The 16,922-nt window shown below is 70.3% G+C and carries 19 protein-coding genes; 18 read left to right on the forward strand and 1 reads right to left on the reverse strand.

Features of this window, described 5'->3' with window-relative positions; translation table 11 throughout:
* The first annotated feature begins 11 nt into the window (after positions 1 to 11).
* The 15 genes from ACTVCO_RS05170 to ACTVCO_RS05240 all read left to right on the forward strand — a co-directional run bounded on the left by ACTVCO_RS05170 (position 12) and on the right by ACTVCO_RS05240 (position 12,944).
* Complete coding sequence (locus tag ACTVCO_RS05170) at positions 12 to 1,148, forward strand: flagellin N-terminal helical domain-containing protein (protein ID WP_443727343.1); 1,137 nt, start codon at positions 12 to 14, stop codon at positions 1,146 to 1,148.
* A gap of 209 nt (positions 1,149 to 1,357) precedes the next feature.
* The gene (gene fliD, locus ACTVCO_RS05175; protein WP_443727344.1) at positions 1,358 to 2,710 is read left to right on the forward strand and encodes a flagellar filament capping protein FliD; all 1,353 of its coding nucleotides are present in this window, start codon (positions 1,358 to 1,360) and stop codon (positions 2,708 to 2,710) included.
* Positions 2,707 to 3,153 carry a flagellar export chaperone FliS gene (locus tag ACTVCO_RS05180; RefSeq protein ID WP_443727345.1) on the forward strand — a complete coding sequence of 149 codons (447 nt, stop codon included), beginning with the start codon at positions 2,707 to 2,709 and terminating at the stop codon, positions 3,151 to 3,153. The genes fliD and ACTVCO_RS05180 overlap by 4 nt, the downstream gene beginning before the upstream one ends.
* Before the next feature lie 15 nt (positions 3,154 to 3,168).
* The gene (locus ACTVCO_RS05185) at positions 3,169 to 3,489 is read left to right on the forward strand and encodes a hypothetical protein (protein ID WP_443727346.1); all 321 of its coding nucleotides are present in this window, start codon (positions 3,169 to 3,171) and stop codon (positions 3,487 to 3,489) included.
* Positions 3,490 to 3,663: 174 nt separating this feature from the next.
* The gene (locus tag ACTVCO_RS05190; RefSeq protein ID WP_443727347.1) at positions 3,664 to 4,002 is read left to right on the forward strand and encodes a flagellar basal body rod protein FlgB; all 339 of its coding nucleotides are present in this window, start codon (positions 3,664 to 3,666) and stop codon (positions 4,000 to 4,002) included.
* 1 nt (position 4,003) lies between these two features.
* On the forward strand, positions 4,004 to 4,396 hold the full coding sequence (locus ACTVCO_RS05195; RefSeq protein WP_443727348.1) for a flagellar basal body rod protein FlgC: 393 nt from the start codon (positions 4,004 to 4,006) through the stop codon (positions 4,394 to 4,396).
* Positions 4,396 to 4,734: a flagellar hook-basal body complex protein FliE gene (fliE, locus tag ACTVCO_RS05200; RefSeq protein ID WP_443727349.1), complete on the forward strand. Its 339-nt coding sequence runs from the start codon at positions 4,396 to 4,398 to the stop codon at positions 4,732 to 4,734. The genes ACTVCO_RS05195 and fliE overlap by 1 nt, the downstream gene beginning before the upstream one ends.
* Entirely contained in the window at positions 4,734 to 6,341 is a 1,608-nt protein-coding gene (gene fliF, locus ACTVCO_RS05205) for a flagellar basal-body MS-ring/collar protein FliF (RefSeq protein ID WP_443727350.1), read from the forward strand. The genes fliE and fliF overlap by 1 nt, the downstream gene beginning before the upstream one ends.
* Positions 6,338 to 7,441: a flagellar motor switch protein FliG gene (gene fliG / locus ACTVCO_RS05210; RefSeq protein ID WP_443727351.1), complete on the forward strand. Its 1,104-nt coding sequence runs from the start codon at positions 6,338 to 6,340 to the stop codon at positions 7,439 to 7,441. Before fliF ends, fliG begins: the two co-directional genes overlap by 4 nt.
* Complete coding sequence (locus tag ACTVCO_RS05215) at positions 7,431 to 8,108, forward strand: FliH/SctL family protein (RefSeq protein ID WP_443727352.1); 678 nt, start codon at positions 7,431 to 7,433, stop codon at positions 8,106 to 8,108. The genes fliG and ACTVCO_RS05215 overlap by 11 nt, the downstream gene beginning before the upstream one ends.
* Entirely contained in the window at positions 8,105 to 9,412 is a 1,308-nt protein-coding gene (locus tag ACTVCO_RS05220; RefSeq protein ID WP_443727353.1) for a FliI/YscN family ATPase, read from the forward strand. The genes ACTVCO_RS05215 and ACTVCO_RS05220 overlap by 4 nt, the downstream gene beginning before the upstream one ends.
* Positions 9,409 to 9,852 carry a flagellar export protein FliJ gene (gene fliJ / locus ACTVCO_RS05225; protein WP_443727354.1) on the forward strand — a complete coding sequence of 148 codons (444 nt, stop codon included), beginning with the start codon at positions 9,409 to 9,411 and terminating at the stop codon, positions 9,850 to 9,852. Before ACTVCO_RS05220 ends, fliJ begins: the two co-directional genes overlap by 4 nt.
* Entirely contained in the window at positions 9,849 to 11,228 is a 1,380-nt protein-coding gene (locus ACTVCO_RS05230; RefSeq protein WP_443727355.1) for a flagellar hook-length control protein FliK, read from the forward strand. The genes fliJ and ACTVCO_RS05230 overlap by 4 nt, the downstream gene beginning before the upstream one ends.
* Positions 11,229 to 11,239: 11 nt before the next feature.
* Positions 11,240 to 11,746, forward strand: a complete 507-nt coding sequence (locus ACTVCO_RS05235; protein WP_443727356.1) for a flagellar hook assembly protein FlgD — start codon at positions 11,240 to 11,242, stop codon at positions 11,744 to 11,746.
* A 22-nt stretch (positions 11,747 to 11,768) separates the two neighbouring features.
* On the forward strand, positions 11,769 to 12,944 hold the full coding sequence (locus ACTVCO_RS05240) for a flagellar hook protein FlgE (protein ID WP_443727357.1): 1,176 nt from the start codon (positions 11,769 to 11,771) through the stop codon (positions 12,942 to 12,944).
* A gap of 275 nt (positions 12,945 to 13,219) precedes the next feature.
* On the opposite strand, the gene ACTVCO_RS05245 is transcribed toward ACTVCO_RS05240, so the two are convergent.
* Entirely contained in the window at positions 13,220 to 14,848 is a 1,629-nt protein-coding gene (locus ACTVCO_RS05245) for a methyl-accepting chemotaxis protein (RefSeq protein WP_443727358.1), read from the reverse strand.
* A 191-nt stretch (positions 14,849 to 15,039) separates the two neighbouring features.
* Between ACTVCO_RS05245 and ACTVCO_RS05250 the strand changes: the two genes are divergently transcribed.
* Genes ACTVCO_RS05250 through ACTVCO_RS05260 form a run of 3 tightly spaced genes read left to right on the forward strand, consistent with a single transcriptional unit; the run spans position 15,040 to position 16,921 of the window.
* Positions 15,040 to 15,309, forward strand: a complete 270-nt coding sequence (locus tag ACTVCO_RS05250) for a flagellar FlbD family protein (RefSeq protein ID WP_443727359.1) — start codon at positions 15,040 to 15,042, stop codon at positions 15,307 to 15,309.
* On the forward strand, positions 15,309 to 16,076 hold the full coding sequence (locus ACTVCO_RS05255) for a motility protein A (RefSeq protein ID WP_443727360.1): 768 nt from the start codon (positions 15,309 to 15,311) through the stop codon (positions 16,074 to 16,076). The genes ACTVCO_RS05250 and ACTVCO_RS05255 overlap by 1 nt, the downstream gene beginning before the upstream one ends.
* Positions 16,073 to 16,921, forward strand: a complete 849-nt coding sequence (locus tag ACTVCO_RS05260; RefSeq protein ID WP_443727361.1) for a flagellar motor protein MotB — start codon at positions 16,073 to 16,075, stop codon at positions 16,919 to 16,921. Before ACTVCO_RS05255 ends, ACTVCO_RS05260 begins: the two co-directional genes overlap by 4 nt.
* The last annotated feature ends 1 nt before the right edge of the window (position 16,922 follow it).

Genomic DNA, 16,922 nt, shown 5'->3' on the forward strand with positions numbered 1-16,922 from the left:
GGAGAAACATCATGGCTCTCTCGATCAACACCAACGTCGCGGCGCTCAACGCGTACCGCAACCTCTCGACGACGCAGAACGACCTCTCGCGTTCGCTCGAGAAGCTCTCGTCCGGTCTCCGCATCAACCGTGCGGCCGACGACGCTGCCGGCCTCGCCATCTCCGAGGGCATGCGCGCCCAGATCGGTGGCACCAAGCAGGCTGTGCGTAACGCTCAGGACGGCATCTCTGTCGTTCAGACCGCTGAAGGCGCGCTCACCGAGACGCACTCGATCCTCCAGCGTATGCGTACGCTCTCCGTCCAGGCTGCGAACGACGGTGGCCTCAACGAGGCTGCCAAGGGCAACATCCAGGACGAGATGAACGAGCTCAAGACCGAGCTCACGCGTATCGCCGACACCACGCAGTTCAACGGCAAGGCGCTGCTCGACGGCTCCTACACCGGCTCCTTCCAGGTCGGTGCGAACACCTCTGCGGCCGACAAGATCACGGTCGACCTCACGGGTGGCTCGATGAGCGCTGCCGGCCTCGGTGTCGACGGCGTCGACATCACGGGCACGGCGAGCTCGTTCGTCGCCGACGTGGACCTCTTCGCAGCGACCGCCCCCACGGGCACCGGTGCGCTTGAGATCACCACGGCTGCGGGCACCACCACGCTCGACCTTGACCTCACGGGCTGGGCGACGACCGGAAGCTCGGCCGACGCCAAGACCAACCAGGGCATCCTCGACGCCGCTCTCAAGGCGGCCGTGAAGAACACCAACTTCTCGGCTGGTGTCGACTCCTTCGGCAAGGTCACCGTCGCCGGCGGCGGCATCACGGGTGCTGAGGTTGCTGGCGTTGCCGGTGCCGCAGCTACCTCGACGGGCGGCGCCGACGCGGCGATCAACGCGATCGACACTGCGATCAGCTCCGTCTCCAAGACGCGTTCGCAGCTTGGTGCCGTGCAGAACCGCTTCGACCACACCATCAACAACCTCAACGTCGCTGCAGAGAACCTGTCCGCGTCGGAGAGCCGTATCCGTGACACGGACATGGCGTCGGAGATGGTGGACTTCACCCGCGCACAGATCCTCTCGCAGGCCGGCACGGCCATGCTCGCGCAGGCGAAGTCGATCCCCCAGAGCGTTCTTCAGCTCCTTCAGTGATCTCGTCGGTGCCGGCCTCGGCCGGCACCGCAAGATCCGCCACACCCTGACGGCGGGCGGACTCGTCCGCCCGCCGTCAGGCGTTCATCCAGGTTGCGGTCCGCCGCGCTTGCACTCGTCGGCCTCGCGCCGTCCACCTCTGCCGGCTCTGCCGCGCACCCCGCACCCCGCTCCCGTGCTACGGCGCGGACTCGGAAGGGACACACCCCATGGCAGGCTTCGGAATCGACGGCATCGTCTCCGGTCTGGATACGACCGCGATGATCAACCAGCTCATGCAGGTCGAGGCGAGACAGCAGACGCTCCTCAACAACAAGAAGATCTCGGCCTCCGCCACGGTCGCCGCGCTCCAGGGCCTCAACACGCGCTTCGCGTCGCTCGCCGAGACCGCCAAGAAGGTCGCTGACCCGTCCTCGTGGACCGCGGTCACCGCGTCCTCCAGCTCACCGGCCGTCACGGTCGCCGCGGGTGCCAAGGCGGCCGCTGGCTCGATCCGGTTCACGGTTGACGCCCTCGCGACTGCGCAGTCCTCGCTCGTCACCCTTCCCGCCGACCTCGACACCTCTGCGCCGTCGCTGACCGTCCGCATCGGAAGCGGCGACCCGGTCACGGTGAGCCCGCTCAGCACCGACCCGCGTGACCTTGCCGCCGCGATCAACAAGGCCGACCTCGGCGTGAGCGCGTCGGTCATCAACGTCGGCACGGCCGAGGCCCCCGAGAACCGCCTTCAGCTCACCGCGACGAGCACCGGCACGCATAACGGCTTCACCGTCGAGGCCGCCACGACGACCGGCACGCGCGCCCTCGACCTCGTCGAGATCAGCGCAGCATCAGATGCTCGCCTCACGCTCTTCCCCGGAAGCGCCGCTGAGCGCACCGTGACGAGCGCGTCCAACTCGGTGGCCGGTGTCATCGAGGACGTGACGTTCACGCTCACGGCAGCGACCGAGGAGCCCGTCACGGTCGACCTCGTGCGCGACTCAGCGACGATCACCAAGACCGCGCAGGGCCTCGTCTCCACGCTCAACGTCCTGCTCGAGGAGATCTCCTCGCGGACTAAGGCGACGACGACGACGACCTCCGACGGCTCGACCAAGCTCACCCCCGGGATCCTCGCGAGCGAGAGCCTCGTGCGCGGGCTCGGAACCGACCTGCTCTCGATCGCGGGCCTCACGGCCGGCGGCGAGACTCTCGCGAACGTCGGCATCACCCTCGGCCGCGACGGACGCTACGCGTTCGACGCCAAGGCCTTCGGCGACGCCCTCGCGGCGGACCCCGCCAAGGCCCAGGCACTCGTCACGGCGCTCGCCGACGCCGGCGGTGCGATTGCGACCCGGGCATCCGACCCGCAGAACGGGACCCTGACCTCGCGCATCCGCGGAACCGAGGGGGCCGTCAAGGACCTCGGGGACCGGATCGTCGCCTGGGACGACCGTCTCGCGGTGCGCCGGGCGACGCTTGAGCGCACGTACGCGGCCCTCGAGGTGTCGCTCTCCAAGCTCAACTCGACGTCGAGCTGGCTCGAGCAGCAGCTCTCGCAGCTGCAGGGGACGAAGAAGTGACCATCACCGCAACCGCCCGTCGGGCCCAGTTCCTGCGTGACTCCGTGCTCTCTGCGAGCCCGGGTCGCCTCGTCACCATGCTCTACGACCGGCTCGCGCTCGACCTCGAGCGCGCCGGCACGGCCGCAACCGCACGTGATCGCAGCACGACCGTGCAGCACGCGAGCCACGCCCAGGACATCCTCGCCGAGCTCATGTCGAGCCTCGACCAGACGGCCTGGGACGGAGCGGAGAGGCTCTTCTCGCTCTACACGCACCTGCTCACCGAGACGATGGCGGCAACCGTCGCGCTCGATGCGGAACGCTTCGCGACGTGCACGACGCACGTGAGCGAGCTGCGCGACGCCTGGCACGGCGCACTGCGTGAGGTTGACGTCGAAGCGGGCGGCATCCCCGCCCCGGCCCGCACTGCGGGCCCACGCGGCGACCTCGGCATCGCCTGAGCCGCCATGGGCACCATGACCTCACCCGACGTCGCCGCCTGGACGGCTGCGCTCGACGTCCTCGAAGCCGACCTGGCCGAGACCAACCTGCTCCTTGACGGTTCGCCCGACGAGGTGGCACCGCTCGTCCTGCGCCGTGCCACGGCGTGGCGCGTGCCCCAAGGCCTCGGCCCGCTGCCGCCCGAGCTTTCGGACCGGGCGCGCGCAGTGCTCGACGCACAGCGGACGACCGCAACCCGGTTGGCTCGTGCGCTCAGTGCCACGCGGGTCCGCGCCCGCGTGCAGGACTCGGCCGTCAACCACACGCGACCCGTGTACCTCGACGCCGAAGGCTGACCTCGTACCGACCGCCTCGTCCACCCTGGGCGGTCGACCCGGAGTCCGCAGGAAATCCTGCACGACTCTTCCTCATACCCGCGAGTGGTGGGCCGATGAGGCACGTGAGCAACGGAATGCTCACCCTGACGCCATGGATTGGCACACCACACCGTTCGACCGTGGAGGCGACGCGTGCTTGAATCCGTGACCCTGTCAGCGCTCACAAGCGCTCTGGATGGCCTGGCCGAGCGCCAGCGTGCCATCGCGGACAACGTGGCGAACCTCCAGACCCCCGGCTACCAGGCGCGACGCGTCGCGTTCGAAGAGCAGCTGCTGTCCGCCGTGCGCGACGGATCCGGCCACGTCACCCCGACGTCGGCGCGCAGCCTCGAGCCGACCCGCCTTGACGGGAACAACGTCAACCTCGACACCGAGACCTTGTCGAACATCGACACCGTGCTGCGGGTCCAGCTGGCGACGCGCGCGGTCGATGGCGCGTTCAGCTCGGTGCGCACCGCGATGAGGAGCTGAGATGACCATCTTCGGAGCGATCGGGATCGCGAGCACGGGACTCACCGTCCACCGCAAGTGGCTCGATGCCGTGAGCGACAACCTCACGAACGTCAACAACGCGACCGCGACGAGCGAAGAGGCCTTCCGGGCGCGCTACGTCGTGGCCGGGTCGATGGACGGCGGCGGGGTCCAGGTGCGCGGAACGGTGCTCGGCTCGGCCGAGGGCCGGCTCGTGCACGAGCCCACGCACCCCCTGGCTGACGAGGACGGCTACGTCCGTTACCCCGAGGTCGACATGTCGTCTCAGATGACGCAGCTCATCATGGCGCAGCGTGGCTACCAGGCCTCCGCGACCGTGGTGGACCGCGCGAAGGAGACCTACGAGGCCGCACTGCAGATCGGACGTTCCTGATGATCGACGCCATCGCGGGGATCGGCACGACGCCGACCCGCTACCTCGACCCCGCCGCACTTGCTGCGGTCGGCTCGGCCCCGTCCGCGACGCGTCCGGGTGCGGCTGCGTCCGACGACGGCGGCTTCGGTGGCGTCCTCGTGGGCGCCCTCGATGACCTGCGTTCCGCTCAGGAGACGTCGAACGCCCTCGCGGTACGTGCGGTCACGGGCGACCTCAAGGACGTCCACCAGTACACGATCGCGTCGTCGCAGGCTGCGCTCATGCTTGAGCTCACGGCGACCGTCCGCACCAAGGCTGTCGACGCGTTCAACGAGATCATGAGGATGCAGGCCTGATGCCCGAGAAGTTCTCCGTCGCGCTGGGGCGCGTGGGCGGCGCCGTGCGCGAGTTCACGGTGGCCCAGCGCACGCTCGCCCTCATTGGTCTCGCCGCGATCGCGCTCGTCGTCGCGGCGCTCGTCGTCTGGGGCAACCGCCCCATGTACGCACCCCTGTTCACCGGTCTGTCCGCGCAGGACGCGGCGGCGGTCGTCGATGTCCTCGAGGCTGAGGGCGTGTCGTACGACCTCGCCGACGGGGGCGGTTCCGTGCTCGTCGCCCGCGACGACGTTTACCGCATGCGTCTCGCGACCGCGGCGGCTGGCCTGCCTGCCGACGCGAGCCAGGGCGGCTACTCGCTTCTCGACGACATGGGCATGAGCTCGTCGGAGTTCCAGCAGACGACGACGTACAAGCGCGCCCTCGAGGGTGAGCTTGCCGCGACGATCGGTGCGCTCGACGGCGTGCGCGCCGCCTCCGTGCGGCTCGCGCTCCCCGAGAAGACGGTCTTCGTCTCCGAGACTCCCGACCCGACGGCGTCGGTCTTCGTCACGCTCGAGCGCGGCACCACGCTCACGAGCGATCAGGTCCAGGCCGTCACGCACCTCGTGTCGGCGTCGATCGAGGGGATGAAGGCGACGGACGTCGCCGTCGTCGACTCGGGCGGGACCGTGCTCTCAGCCGTCGGGGCGACCCCTGGTGCGGCTGACGGCGGAACCGACAAGCGCGTGACCGCGTACGAGGGCCGGGTTGCCGCCGCGGTGCAGACGATGCTCGACCGGATCGTCGGCCAGGGCCGCGCGGTCGTCTCGGTGACTGCCGACCTTGATCTTGACAGCCGCACGACGACGTCGGAGAAGTTTGAGACGCCCGAGGAGCGCCTGCCGCTCACGGAGTCGACGACGCGCGAGGAGTTCCAGGGGACGGGGAGCACGACCGGTGTGCTCGGCCCCGACAACATCGCCGTGCCGAACGGTCAGGGCGGGGGCGACGGCGAGTACCTCAACGAGTCGAGCACCGTGACGAACGCGGTCGACAAGATCACCGAGATCACCGAGCAGACGCCGGGCACCGTGCGTCGCCAGTCCGTCTCCGTCGCGGTTGACGCGACGGCGGGCAACGCCCTCGACATGGTGGACCTCGAGCAGCTTGTCGCGACCGCTGCGGGCGTCAACGCTGAGCGCGGTGACGTCGTCACGGTTCAGCGCATGGCCTTCGACTCCTCGAACGCCGACGCGGCTGCTGCCGCGATCGCGGCCGACGAGGCTGCCGCCGCGGCTGCGGAGCGCTCGGCGCTCATCCGCCAGGCCGCGATCGCCGGTGCTGTTCTTCTCGCGCTCGTCATCGTCGCGTTCGCGCTGCGTCGCCGCCGGGCTCCGGCTCCGGACCGCCTCGCGCTCGACATCGGCGAGATCGATGTGCGACCGATCGCACCCGACCCCACGGCCCTCGCGCTCGAGGTCGTCGACGAGGCACAGCGCACGCTCGTGGCGTCGCGTCCGGTCGACCGCCAGCAGATCGAGGCCGATGCCAAGCGTGCTGAGGTCATGACCGCGGCCGACGAAGACCCGGCCGACATGGCGGAGCGCATTCGTGCACTCATGGATGCGGGGGCTCGCTCATGACCGTTGCTACGACAACCGATCAGCCCACCGCTGAGTCTCCTGCGGTCGTCGCGGGGCCCGTCGAAGAGGCCGAGCGGCCTCGTCCGCGGCCGAACATCGCGGGCCTCTCGGGCACGCAGCGTGCCGCGCTCGTGCTCATGCAGCTGGGCCGGGAGCGCGCCGCGCGCATCCTCGCGCTCCTGTCGGACACCGAGATCGAAGACGTCACGGCCGCGATCGTGCGCATGGAGCGCATCGACCGCGACGTCGTTGACGCTGTCATCGGTGAGTTCCACGAGTCGATGTCCACGACTCAGCAGGTCTCGCGCGGTGGCCTCGGCTACGCAACCCAGCTGCTCGAGGGCGCGATGGGCGCTGAGAAGGCCGGCGAGATGCTGGAGCGTCTCCAGACCTCGCTCGCGGGCAAGCCGTTCGAGTACCTTCAGCAGGCTGACGCCCGCCAGGTGATCGCTCTCATCAATGGTGAGCACCCTCAGACGATCGCTCTCGTTCTCGCTCACCTGCGTCCCGAGCACGCCTCGCAGATCCTGGGCGGCCTCCAGCCGGCCACGCAGGCGCAGGTTGCGCACCGTATCGCGCTCATGGAGCGCGCGGCGCCCGACGTCGTCATGGCGGTCGCCGATGCGCTCGAGCGCAAGTCCGCCTCCGTGCTCACGCCGCGCGAGTCGGCAGCCCTCGGTGGCGTGCAGCCGCTCGTCGAGATCATCAACCGCGCCGACCCGGGCACCGAGAAGCTCATCCTCGAGGGGCTCGAGGACCGCGACGCGGACCTGGCGGACGAGGTGCGCTCGCGCATGTTCGTCTTCGCCGACATCGTCCTGCTCGAGGACCGTGCGCTTCAGCTCGTCATGCGTGGCGTCGAGACGCCGACGCTGGCTCTCGCGCTCAAGGGTGCGGGCGACGCCGAGCGCGACGCCGTGCTCCGCAACATGTCGGAGCGGGCGCGCACGAACCTCGTCGAAGAGATCGAGCTGCTCGGCACGGTCCGTGTCTCGCAGGTCGAGGAGGCGCGTGCCGAGATCGTTCAGGGCATCCGCCGCCTCGAAGAGGCTGGTCAGATCGTCATCTCGCGCGAGGGCGAGGACGAATATGTCAATTGAGCACGTGTTTGCCCCGGCACAGCTGGCCGTCGTCTCCGAGTCCCGCACCGCTTCCGTGAGGGAGTCGGCTCGGGTCGCGGGGCACGCGGCCGGCTGGGCTGCGGGCGCGCGTGCGGCAGCCGATGCGGCGGTCGCCGCGGCGCAGCGCGTTGCGCAGCGCACCGAGGCTGCCGAAGCTGACGCGCGGGCGCGCCTCAACGACGCCCTGCGGACGCTCGGAGCGGCCGCAGGCGCCGCCGCCTCCCGTGAGGCCGGCGTCGTCGAGGATGCGACCGCGACGCTCGTCGCGCTCGCGATCGACCTCGCCGAGGCGATCGTGGGTGTCGAGCTCTCGCGTGACGAGTTCTCTGCGCGGGCCGCCCTCACCCGGGCGCTCGAGCTTCCTGCCACGACCGGCCCCGTCGTCGTGCGGCTCAACCCGACCGACCTCGCTCACGTGCGCGCCATGTGCGAGCGTGGCGACCACGCGCTCCCCGCGCACGTGACGCTCGCCGAGGACGCCACGCTCGAGCGGGGCGACGCAGTGAGTGAGCTGCCCACGGGTCACCTCGACGCACGTCTCGGCACGGCCATGGCGCGCCTGCGCGCCGCCCTTGAGGAGTCCGTCGCCGACGCGTCACGCCTCCCCGACCTCCTGGGTGACCCGACCGACGCAGGTGCGCGATGACGTGGGCGACCGCGCTCCAGGCCGCGCGGCCCGAGCTCGTCGGCCGCGTGCGCGAGGCCGTGGGTCTCTCGGTCGAGGTCGAGGGTCTGCGCTGCGCGATCGGCGATCTTGTCGAGCTCGGCGACGACCGCATGCCCGCCGAGGTTGTCGCGACGTCGGGCGACGTCCTGCGGTGCATGCCGCTCGCGCCAGCCGTCGGCATTCGTACGGGCCTCGAGGCCCGCTCGGCCGGCGGCCCGCTGCGTGTTCCGGTCGGCCCAGGCCTGCTGGGACGTGTGCTTGACGGGCTCGGTCGCCCGATCGACGGCCGCGGCCCCCTGCGCGACGTGCGCTACGTGCCCGTCGCGGGCAGGGCCCCTCACCCGCTCGAGCGCGCCCGCGTCGCCGAGCCTCTTCACCTCGGAGTGCGCGTGCTCGACACGCTCACGTCCGTCGGGCGCGGCCAGCGCATCGGCTTGTTCGCGGGCTCGGGCGTCGGTAAGTCGACCTTGCTGTCGATGATCGCGCGCGGGACCGAGGCTGAGGTCTCGGTCATCGCGCTCGTCGGTGAGCGTGGCCGCGAGGTGCGTGAGTTCCTCGAGGACGACCTCGGGGCCGAGGGCCTCGCACGGTCCGTCGTCGTCGTCGCGACGAGCGACCAGCCCGCTCTGGTGCGTCGTAGCTCGGCGTTCGTCGCGACGCGCATCGCCGAAGACCTGCGGGACCAGGGCCGCCACGCCGTGCTCATGATGGACTCGCTGACGCGCGTCGCGATGGCTCAGCGTGAGGTCGGACTCTCCGTCGGGGAGCCGCCCGCCACGCGCGGCTACCCGCCGTCGACGTTCTCCGTCCTTGCTGAGCTGCTCGAGCGGGCGGGAACGGGCCCGACGGGCTCCGTCACTGGGATCTACACGGTTCTCGTCGACGGCGACGACCACAACGAACCGATCGCGGACGCGGCACGGTCGATCCTCGACGGTCACGTCGTGCTCGACCGGCGTCTGGCGACCGCAGGACACTTTCCGGCGATCGACGCGCTCGGCTCGATCTCGCGCGTCGCGAGCCGTGTGACGAGCCCCGCCCAGCGCGGCGACGCGACCGAGCTGCGGCGGGTCATGGCGGCTCGCCGTGGCGTGCAGGATCTCGTCGACGTCGGCGCGTACGTGAGCGGGTCGAACCCGCTCGTCGACGCGGCGCTCGCCCACACGGACGCGATCGACGCCTTTCTTCAGCAGTCCGTCGAGGCCTCGGCGTCCCCCGTGGACTCGTGGCAGCGCCTTGCGCAGCTCGTTGACGCGCTCGGCACACGAAGGGATGTCGCATGAGTGGTCCCTTTCGACTCGCCGCGCTCTTGCGCGTGCGTCGTCTCCAGGAAGATCAGGCCGCGGCGGACCTCGCGCGCGCTCACGGGGTCGTCTCCGACGCTCAGAAGCGCAGCGCCCAGGCCACCGCGCGGCTTGCGGGGTCGACGTTCGACACGTCGGTGCCTGTCTCGGTGTGGCAGGCGCTCGCGGCCTCGCGCGCCGCGATGCGGCGCGACCTCTCGGATGCCGACGCCCTCGTCGCGGTGCACCGCGCGGCCGCTCGCGTGGCTGAAGAGGCGTGGCTTGCGGCGCGGGGACGCGTGAAGACTTTCGAACGGCTTGAAGAGCGGCACGATGCCGAGGTCGCGGCCGACGAGCTAGCCGAAGAGCAAAAGGCCCTCGATGAGGCCGCCGGGCGAACCAAGCCCAACGTCGGACCGAGTGAGAAGGAGACACGATGACGACGATCATGCAGGTCGCGCCGCTTCCGGCGCCTGCCCGCACCGCGCCTCGCTCTGGCACGTCCGGCGGCGGCGATGACTTTACGCGCTCCCTCGCCGCGGCGACGTCGGCGGATGCGACCCGGGCCGAGGCACGGGTGCGTGAGCCTCAGGCTCGCGAGGCTCGGGTGCGCGAGGCCGCGTCGGGCACGGACTCGTCGAGCACAGCGTCGTCGAGCACCGTCTCGTCGAGCACGGCGTCGTCGGGCACCGCCTCGTCGAGCGCGGCGTCGTCGTCCGAGACCGCGTCGAGCGACGCATCGGTGAGCGAGGCCGCAACGGATGCCGCGGGCGCGAACGCCCTCAGCCCGCAGCCGCAGCCTGCCCCGACCGACCCGAGCCTCGTGCTCGCGGGCGGAGTCCCCGCACCGGGCGCGACCGACGCGTCGGCGACCGAGCTCGTGGCCGCGCCCGCCGTGGCCGCGCCCGCGCAGACGACGACCGCTGCAGACGCCGTGGGCGAAGCGGTCGCAGCAGACCAGCCCGCAGCCCCCGCCGCGACCGCGAGCTCGGCGACCGCGCCGGCCACTGCGGTCGTGCCCGCGGCCGTCGTGGCACCGACCGCCGCGGCGCCGTCGGGCGAGATCGCCGCTGCCGCACCCGCGGCAGCGACCCCCGTGACCGGCTCCGGTGCGGGCACGGGAGCGGGAGGATCGGGAGCTGCCGGGGCCGGGGCCGACGGCGCCGCGCACCCGAACGCAGGCCCGTCGATCGTCGCAGCGCAGGACGCACCTGCGGCGCCCGCCCAGGCGGGCGTCGTCGCCGCGCCCGCGAATGCCGAGTCGGCCACCGCACCTGCGGCGCCTGCCGCGGCACCCACCGCAGCGGTGACACCGGCCGGCGCCGCCCCCGTGGCCGCGCCCGCCGCACCCGTCGCAGCGTCCGCCGCGGCCCCCGCACCTCAGCCGCAGGCACCGCCGATGAGCGAGCAGCTGCGCGTGCCCCTCGGCGCGCTCAAGGCTCTGCCCCTCGGCGACCACATCCTCACCCTCCGCGTCGAACCGCGTGACCTGGGCCCCGTCCAGGTGCGGGCGCACCTGGGGGCTGACGGCGTGCGTGTCGAGCTCGTCGGCGCAACCGACGCGATCCGCGAGCAGCTGCGCGCCTCACTCACTGACCTGCGCCGGGACCTTGCGGCCGCAGGCGGCGGCGACCTCACCCTCGACGAGGGCACGATCGCCGAGCGCGAGAGCCGTGACGCCGAGCGCGAGCTCGCTCACGAGGCTCGCGAGGCGCGTGCCTCGGCGACCACCGAACCCACGGCGGGCGCCGAACGTGCCGCAGCCGCCCCGAACGAGGACGTGACCCGCCGCGGCGGCGTCGACGTCGTCGCCTGAGAGGAAGACAGATGACCGACGCAATCTCGGGTGCCGGAGCAAGCACCGCGATCCACTCCGGGACCACCCCCGCGTCCTCGAAGAACGAGCTCGACGGGGAGTCCTTCCTCAAGCTTCTGGTTGCGCAGCTGCGCTACCAGGACCCGACGTCGCCCATGGACACGACGCAGATGATGGCGCAGACCTCGCAGCTCGCGACGGTCGAGCAGCTCACGCAGTTGGGCTCGACGTCGCTCGAGTCGTTCGCGCTGCAGATGCGTGCCACCGCGACGGCCTACGTCGGGCAGCACGTCACCTACACCGACGCCGAGGGGCAGACCCAGACGGGCCTGGCCTCCGCGGTGTCGTTCGCCGGCTCCGTGCCGACGGTTCGCGTCGGGGCCACCGACGTCACTCTCGATGCGATCTCGGGAATCGTCCCGCCGCCTGCGGCGCCGACGGACCCTGAAACCGCTGCTGACCCCGACGCGCCGGCCGATGAGGCAGGCGCACCCTCGACCGACTCGTCCGCGGCCTGACGGCCCTAGGAAGGACTCCACCATGCTGCGTTCGCTCTTCTCCGGGATCTCCGGCCTCCGTTCACACCAGACCATGCTCGACGTCACGGGCAACAACATCGCCAACGCGAACACCGTGGGGTTCAAGACCTCGCAGGTGCAGTTCCAGGACACGCTCTCGCAGGTCCTGCAGAACGCGGGCGCCCCGCAGCCGGGCGTCGGTGGCTCGAACCCCGCTCAGGTCGGCCTCGGCGTGCGCGTGGCTGCCATCACGACGAACTTCCAGCAGGGTGCGTCGCAGACGACGAACCGCTCGACCGACATGATGATCTCGGGCGACGGCTTCTTCGTCGTCGAGCGCGCTGGGCAGCAGTACTACACGCGCAACGGCTCGTTCGAGCTTGATGCGCTCGGCCAGATCGTCACGGCCGACGGCTCGCTCGTGCAGGGGTGGACCGCGGCCGCGGACGGCTCGGTCGACGTGGGCGGCCCCGTGGGGACGCTCAGCCTGCCCATGACGACGCTCGTGGGTGCGAGCGCGACGACCGAGGTGAAGTTCGGCGGGAACCTGCCCGACGACGCGGCCCTCGGCACCGTGCTCACGCGTGACGTCGAGGTCTACGACGGCGTGGGAACGGCGTCGACCCTCACGGTCAGCTACACGCGCACCGCGGCCGGCTGGGATGTGGCGGCCTCCGACGGCGTCAACACGGCCACGGGTGCGCTCACCTTCGGAACCGATGGTCTGCTCACGGCGGGCGGCACGATGACGGTCGGTGCGCGCAGCGTCGACCTGTCGGCGATCACGGGCTACGCGGCCCTCACGACGGTTGAGTCGACGGGCCGTGACGGTGCGCGCGCAGGTGCGCTGCAGTCGTTCGCGATCAACCCGGACGGCACGATCATGGGTGCGTTCTCGAACGGCACGAAGCAGGCTGTCGGCCGGATCTCGATCGCGTCGTTCTCGAACCCCGTCGGTCTGGAGAAGGCGGGCGGCTCGTCGTACACGACGTCGGTCAACTCGGGTGACCCGCAGATCGGCATCGCCGGCGCTGGTGGTCGCGGCAGCCTCATGGGTGGTGCGCTCGAGATGTCGAACGTCGACCTCTCGCAGGAGTTCACCAACCTCATCATCGCCCAGCGTGGCTTCCAGGCGAGCTCGCGCGTCATCACGACGAGCGACGAGCTGCTCTCGGAGCTCGTCAACCTCAAGCGCTGATGACAGCGGGCTGAGCCCCGCACGATGGCCCCGCGGCCCTGACCTCATCCCCCGGAGGTCAGGGCCGCGGTTTTGTCTTGCCCCGACGTCCCGACGTCCCGACGTCCCGACGTCCCGACGTCCCGACGTGCCGACGTGCCGACGTGCCGACGTGCCGACGCCCCGACGCCCCGACCGGGTCGGGAACGCCGTCGGCCCCCCGCACGGAGTGCGAAGGGCCGACGTGACGCGCGGGTGGGGCTGACCCCACCGCGGCTCTCAGGGGAGCATCAGACTCAGAAGTAGAACACCGCGACCTTCGAGCGCAGGTCGGCGGCCAGCCGTGCGAGCTCGTCGACCGCCGTGCTCGTCTGGGCGACGGTCTCGGTCGCCGACGCCGTCGCGGTTGCGACGCCCGTGATCGACTGTGCGATCTCGGTCGACCCTGTGGCGGCCTCGGTCACGGAGCGTGACATCTCGTTGGTCGTCGCGGTCTGCTCCTCGACGGCCGACGCGATCGTCATCTGGTAGTCGTTGATCTGTGCGACGATCTGCGTGATCTCACCGATCGCCAGGATGGCACCGTCGGTGTCGGCCTGGATGGCCTCGACGCGTCGGGCGATGTCTTCGGTCGCGCGCGCGGTCTCCTGCGCGAGCTCCTTGACCTCGCCGGCGACGACCGCGAAGCCCTTGCCGGCCTCGCCTGCGCGCGCGGCCTCGATGGTCGCGTTGAGGGCGAGCAGGTTGGTCTGCTCGGCGATCGAGGTGATCGCCCGTACGACGGCGCCGATCTCCTGGGAGGACGTGCCGAGGCGCGCGATGGTCTCGGACGTCGTGGCGGCCTGTGCGGTGGCCGTCGCGGCCACCGATGCTGCCTCGGCAGCGTTCTGTGCGATCTCACGGATCGAGGCGCTCATCTGCTCGGCGCCTGCGGCCACGGTCTGGACGTTGCGGGAGACCTCTTCGGCTGCGGAGGCGACGACGCCTGCGCGTGCCGATGCCTCTTCGGAGCCGGACGCGATCTGCGCGTTGCTCGCCGCAAGCTCTTCGGACGAGGCCGCCACGGTGACCGAGGACTCGGCCACGCCCGTGAGGGTCGTGCGCAGCATGGCCTGGGCGTCGTTGAGGGCCTCGGACATCTGACCGACCTCATCGCGGCCACGCACGGCGACGACCGTCGACAGGTCACCGCGAGCGAGGGCCTGGAGGGCGTCGCGGACGCTTCCGATCGGGCGGGCGATCGCGTTGGCGATGACGAACGCGAAGATGAGGCCGAGGGCGATGAGGACGGCTGAGAGTGCGACGAGCACGATCGTCGTCTGCGTGGCGCGGGCCTTGCTCGACGCGATGCTCGAGTCGATCGCGGCATTGAGGTCGTCGGTGATGCCGCTGAGAGCTTCGATCGTCGCGGCGCCCTTGGTCGTGCCTTCGGTCGCCTGCAGGGTCTGGTAGGTGACGGTCTTGTCGTCGATGGCGGCGGGGATCATGCGGCCGAGGGCCACCTCGCCGTAGGCCTCCCACGCGGCGTAGAACGTGTCAGCCGACCTGAGCTCCTGGCCCGTGAGCTTGAGGAAGTACGCCTCGTACGCGTCTCTCGAGCCGGCGATCTCGTCATAGGTCGTCTGAACGCGTTCCTGGACCGCGGGGCGCGCCGAGCGGGGGACCGCCCCGATCTCGAGGACGCCGGCGCGGGTGGCCCACACGTTGTTCTGGAGCTGGCGGATCGAGTCGGCGAGCTCGGCGGTGCGCTGGCTCACGGATCCGCTCGAGGTCGCGAGGGTCTGCAGCTGGATGGAGCCGAAGACGGCGATCGTCGTGGCGAAAAGTCCGAGCGTGAGGGCAAGGAGCAGGATCTTCGTGCGAATGCGGAGGTTCGCTAATCGCTTCGTGCCGAAGCGAGCGCTGGGTGCTGAGCTTGTCGTCATCGTCGTCGTTCTCCTGTGAATCGTCGAGAGCGGGGCGCTCCACGCGTCTGCACGTCACTATCGGACGGCCGGAGCCGGGAATAAGGAACGGCGTGGAGCGCCGAATTCCTCATGGCTTCCCGGCGCCCGCCGATGGGCAGCGTGAGGGTCCACGGAAGGACCCGCTACACACCAGGGAACGGTGAAGAAAGATGATCGTTGTCACGCGCCTTCAAGGGGGACGGTTCGCCGTCAACCCCGATCTCGTCCAGCGCGTCGAGACAACGCCGGACACGGTCATCACGCTCGTCGACGGCACGAAGTACATCGTGGCCGAGTCCCTCGAAGACCTTGTTGAGGCGATGACTGACTTCCGTGCCCGCGTCATTGCGAGGGCGCAGTCGTTCGTGTCCGACGACGAGGGCGAGGCTCAGCGTCAGCCGCTGGCCGTCGTCCGTCCCATTCCCGAGGAGGGTCGCTGATGGATCCCGCAACCGCTCTAGGCCTCATCGTCGGTTTCGGCGGTGTGCTCGCGATGATCGTCCTCGAGGGCGCGTCGCCGATGAGCATCCTGCTCCCAGCGCCGATGGTCCTCGTGTTCGTCGGCACCTTCGGTGCCGCGATGGCCGGTGGCCCGCTGCGTGACTTCGTCGGCGCGCTCAAGGCTCTGCCCCGAGCTTTCTCCGCCAAGGTTCCGACGCCCGACGAGTCGATCGCTGCGATCGTCTCGCTCGCTGAGCGTGCCCGACGCGAGGGTCTCCTTGCGCTCGAGGGTGACGCTCGCGACCTGGGTGACCCGTTTCTTCGTGAGGGCTTGCGGGCCGCGATCGATGGCACCGACCCGGAAGATCTGCGCGTCATCCTTGAGGACCGCATTGCTGCCAAGCGCACCTCGGACCGCGTGTTCTCGAAGTTCTTCCAAGACATGGGCGGGTATGCGCCGACGATCGGCATCGTCGGAACGGTCGTCTCGCTCGTGCACGTGCTTGAGAACCTCTCGCAGCCTGAGCAGCTTGGTCACATGATTGCTGCGGCGTTCGTCGCGACCCTGTGGGGTATTGCGTCGGCCAACCTCATGTGGCTCCCGATCTCGAACAAGCTTCGGCGGCTCTCTGACCTTGAGTGCGCGCAGATGGAGCTCGTCCTTGAGGGTTTGCTCTCTGTGCAGTCTGGTGCAAACCCGCGCCTCGTGGGCGAACGTCTGCGGTCGCTCTTGCCTCCCGGCCAGGTCCTCAAGGATGCGGCATGAGTGGGCGGCGGCGCAGGCGCGAAGAGCCTGAAGAGCACGTCAATCATGAGCGGTGGCTCGTGAGCTATTCCGACATGATGACGGTCCTCATGGCGCTCTTCCTCGTCATGTATGCGATCGGTCAGGTCGATGCGGGCAAGTTTGAGGCGTTGAAGTCCTCTCTCGCGCGCGGCTTCGGGCAGTCGGGTGACGTGGTGCTCCTGGGTGGCGCGGGCGTGACAACGCAGGTGAGCGATCTGGTGGCGGTTCCCGACGTCGGCTCGACGCTCACCGAGATGGCGAGCCAGGCGGGGAACGCGCACACTCCTGAGGAGTATGCGGCGGCTTCTGCTGAGCTCGCGGACCTCACGGAGCTGCGCGAGCAGGTGGCGGGCGCGCTCGGTGCCAAGGGGCACGAGGGCGCGGTTGAGTTTCGCGTGACGGCTGAGGGGCTCATCATCGGCATGGTGACGTCCGACGTCTTCTTTGCGCCAGGCTCCGACGCGATCACGGGTGCGTTCCGCGAGGTTGTCGACGCGGTCGGCGGCCCGCTCGCGGACAGCGGCTACGAGCTCAAGGTCGAGGGGCATGCGGACATCGTTCCGTCGGGGTCGCGCTTCGCGACCAACTGGGACTTGTCGTCGGCCCGGGCGACCGCAGTGCTGCGTCGCCTCGTCGAGGAGAGCGGCGCGACGCCGAGCCGCGTGTCGTCCGTCGGTTATGGCGAGGCTCGTCCGCTCATCGATGGGACGGACGCAAAGTCGTTGGCGGCGAACCGGCGGGTTGACATCGTCGTGCTGAGCGCGCAGCCGGAGCGGGTGCGCGAGCTCCTGCCAGAGATCCAGAAGCAGTCGGAAGGGGCTTGAC

The organism is Sanguibacter sp. A247, from assembly GCF_052324925.1.
Taxonomy (GTDB): Bacteria; Actinomycetota; Actinomycetes; order Actinomycetales; family Cellulomonadaceae; genus Flavimobilis.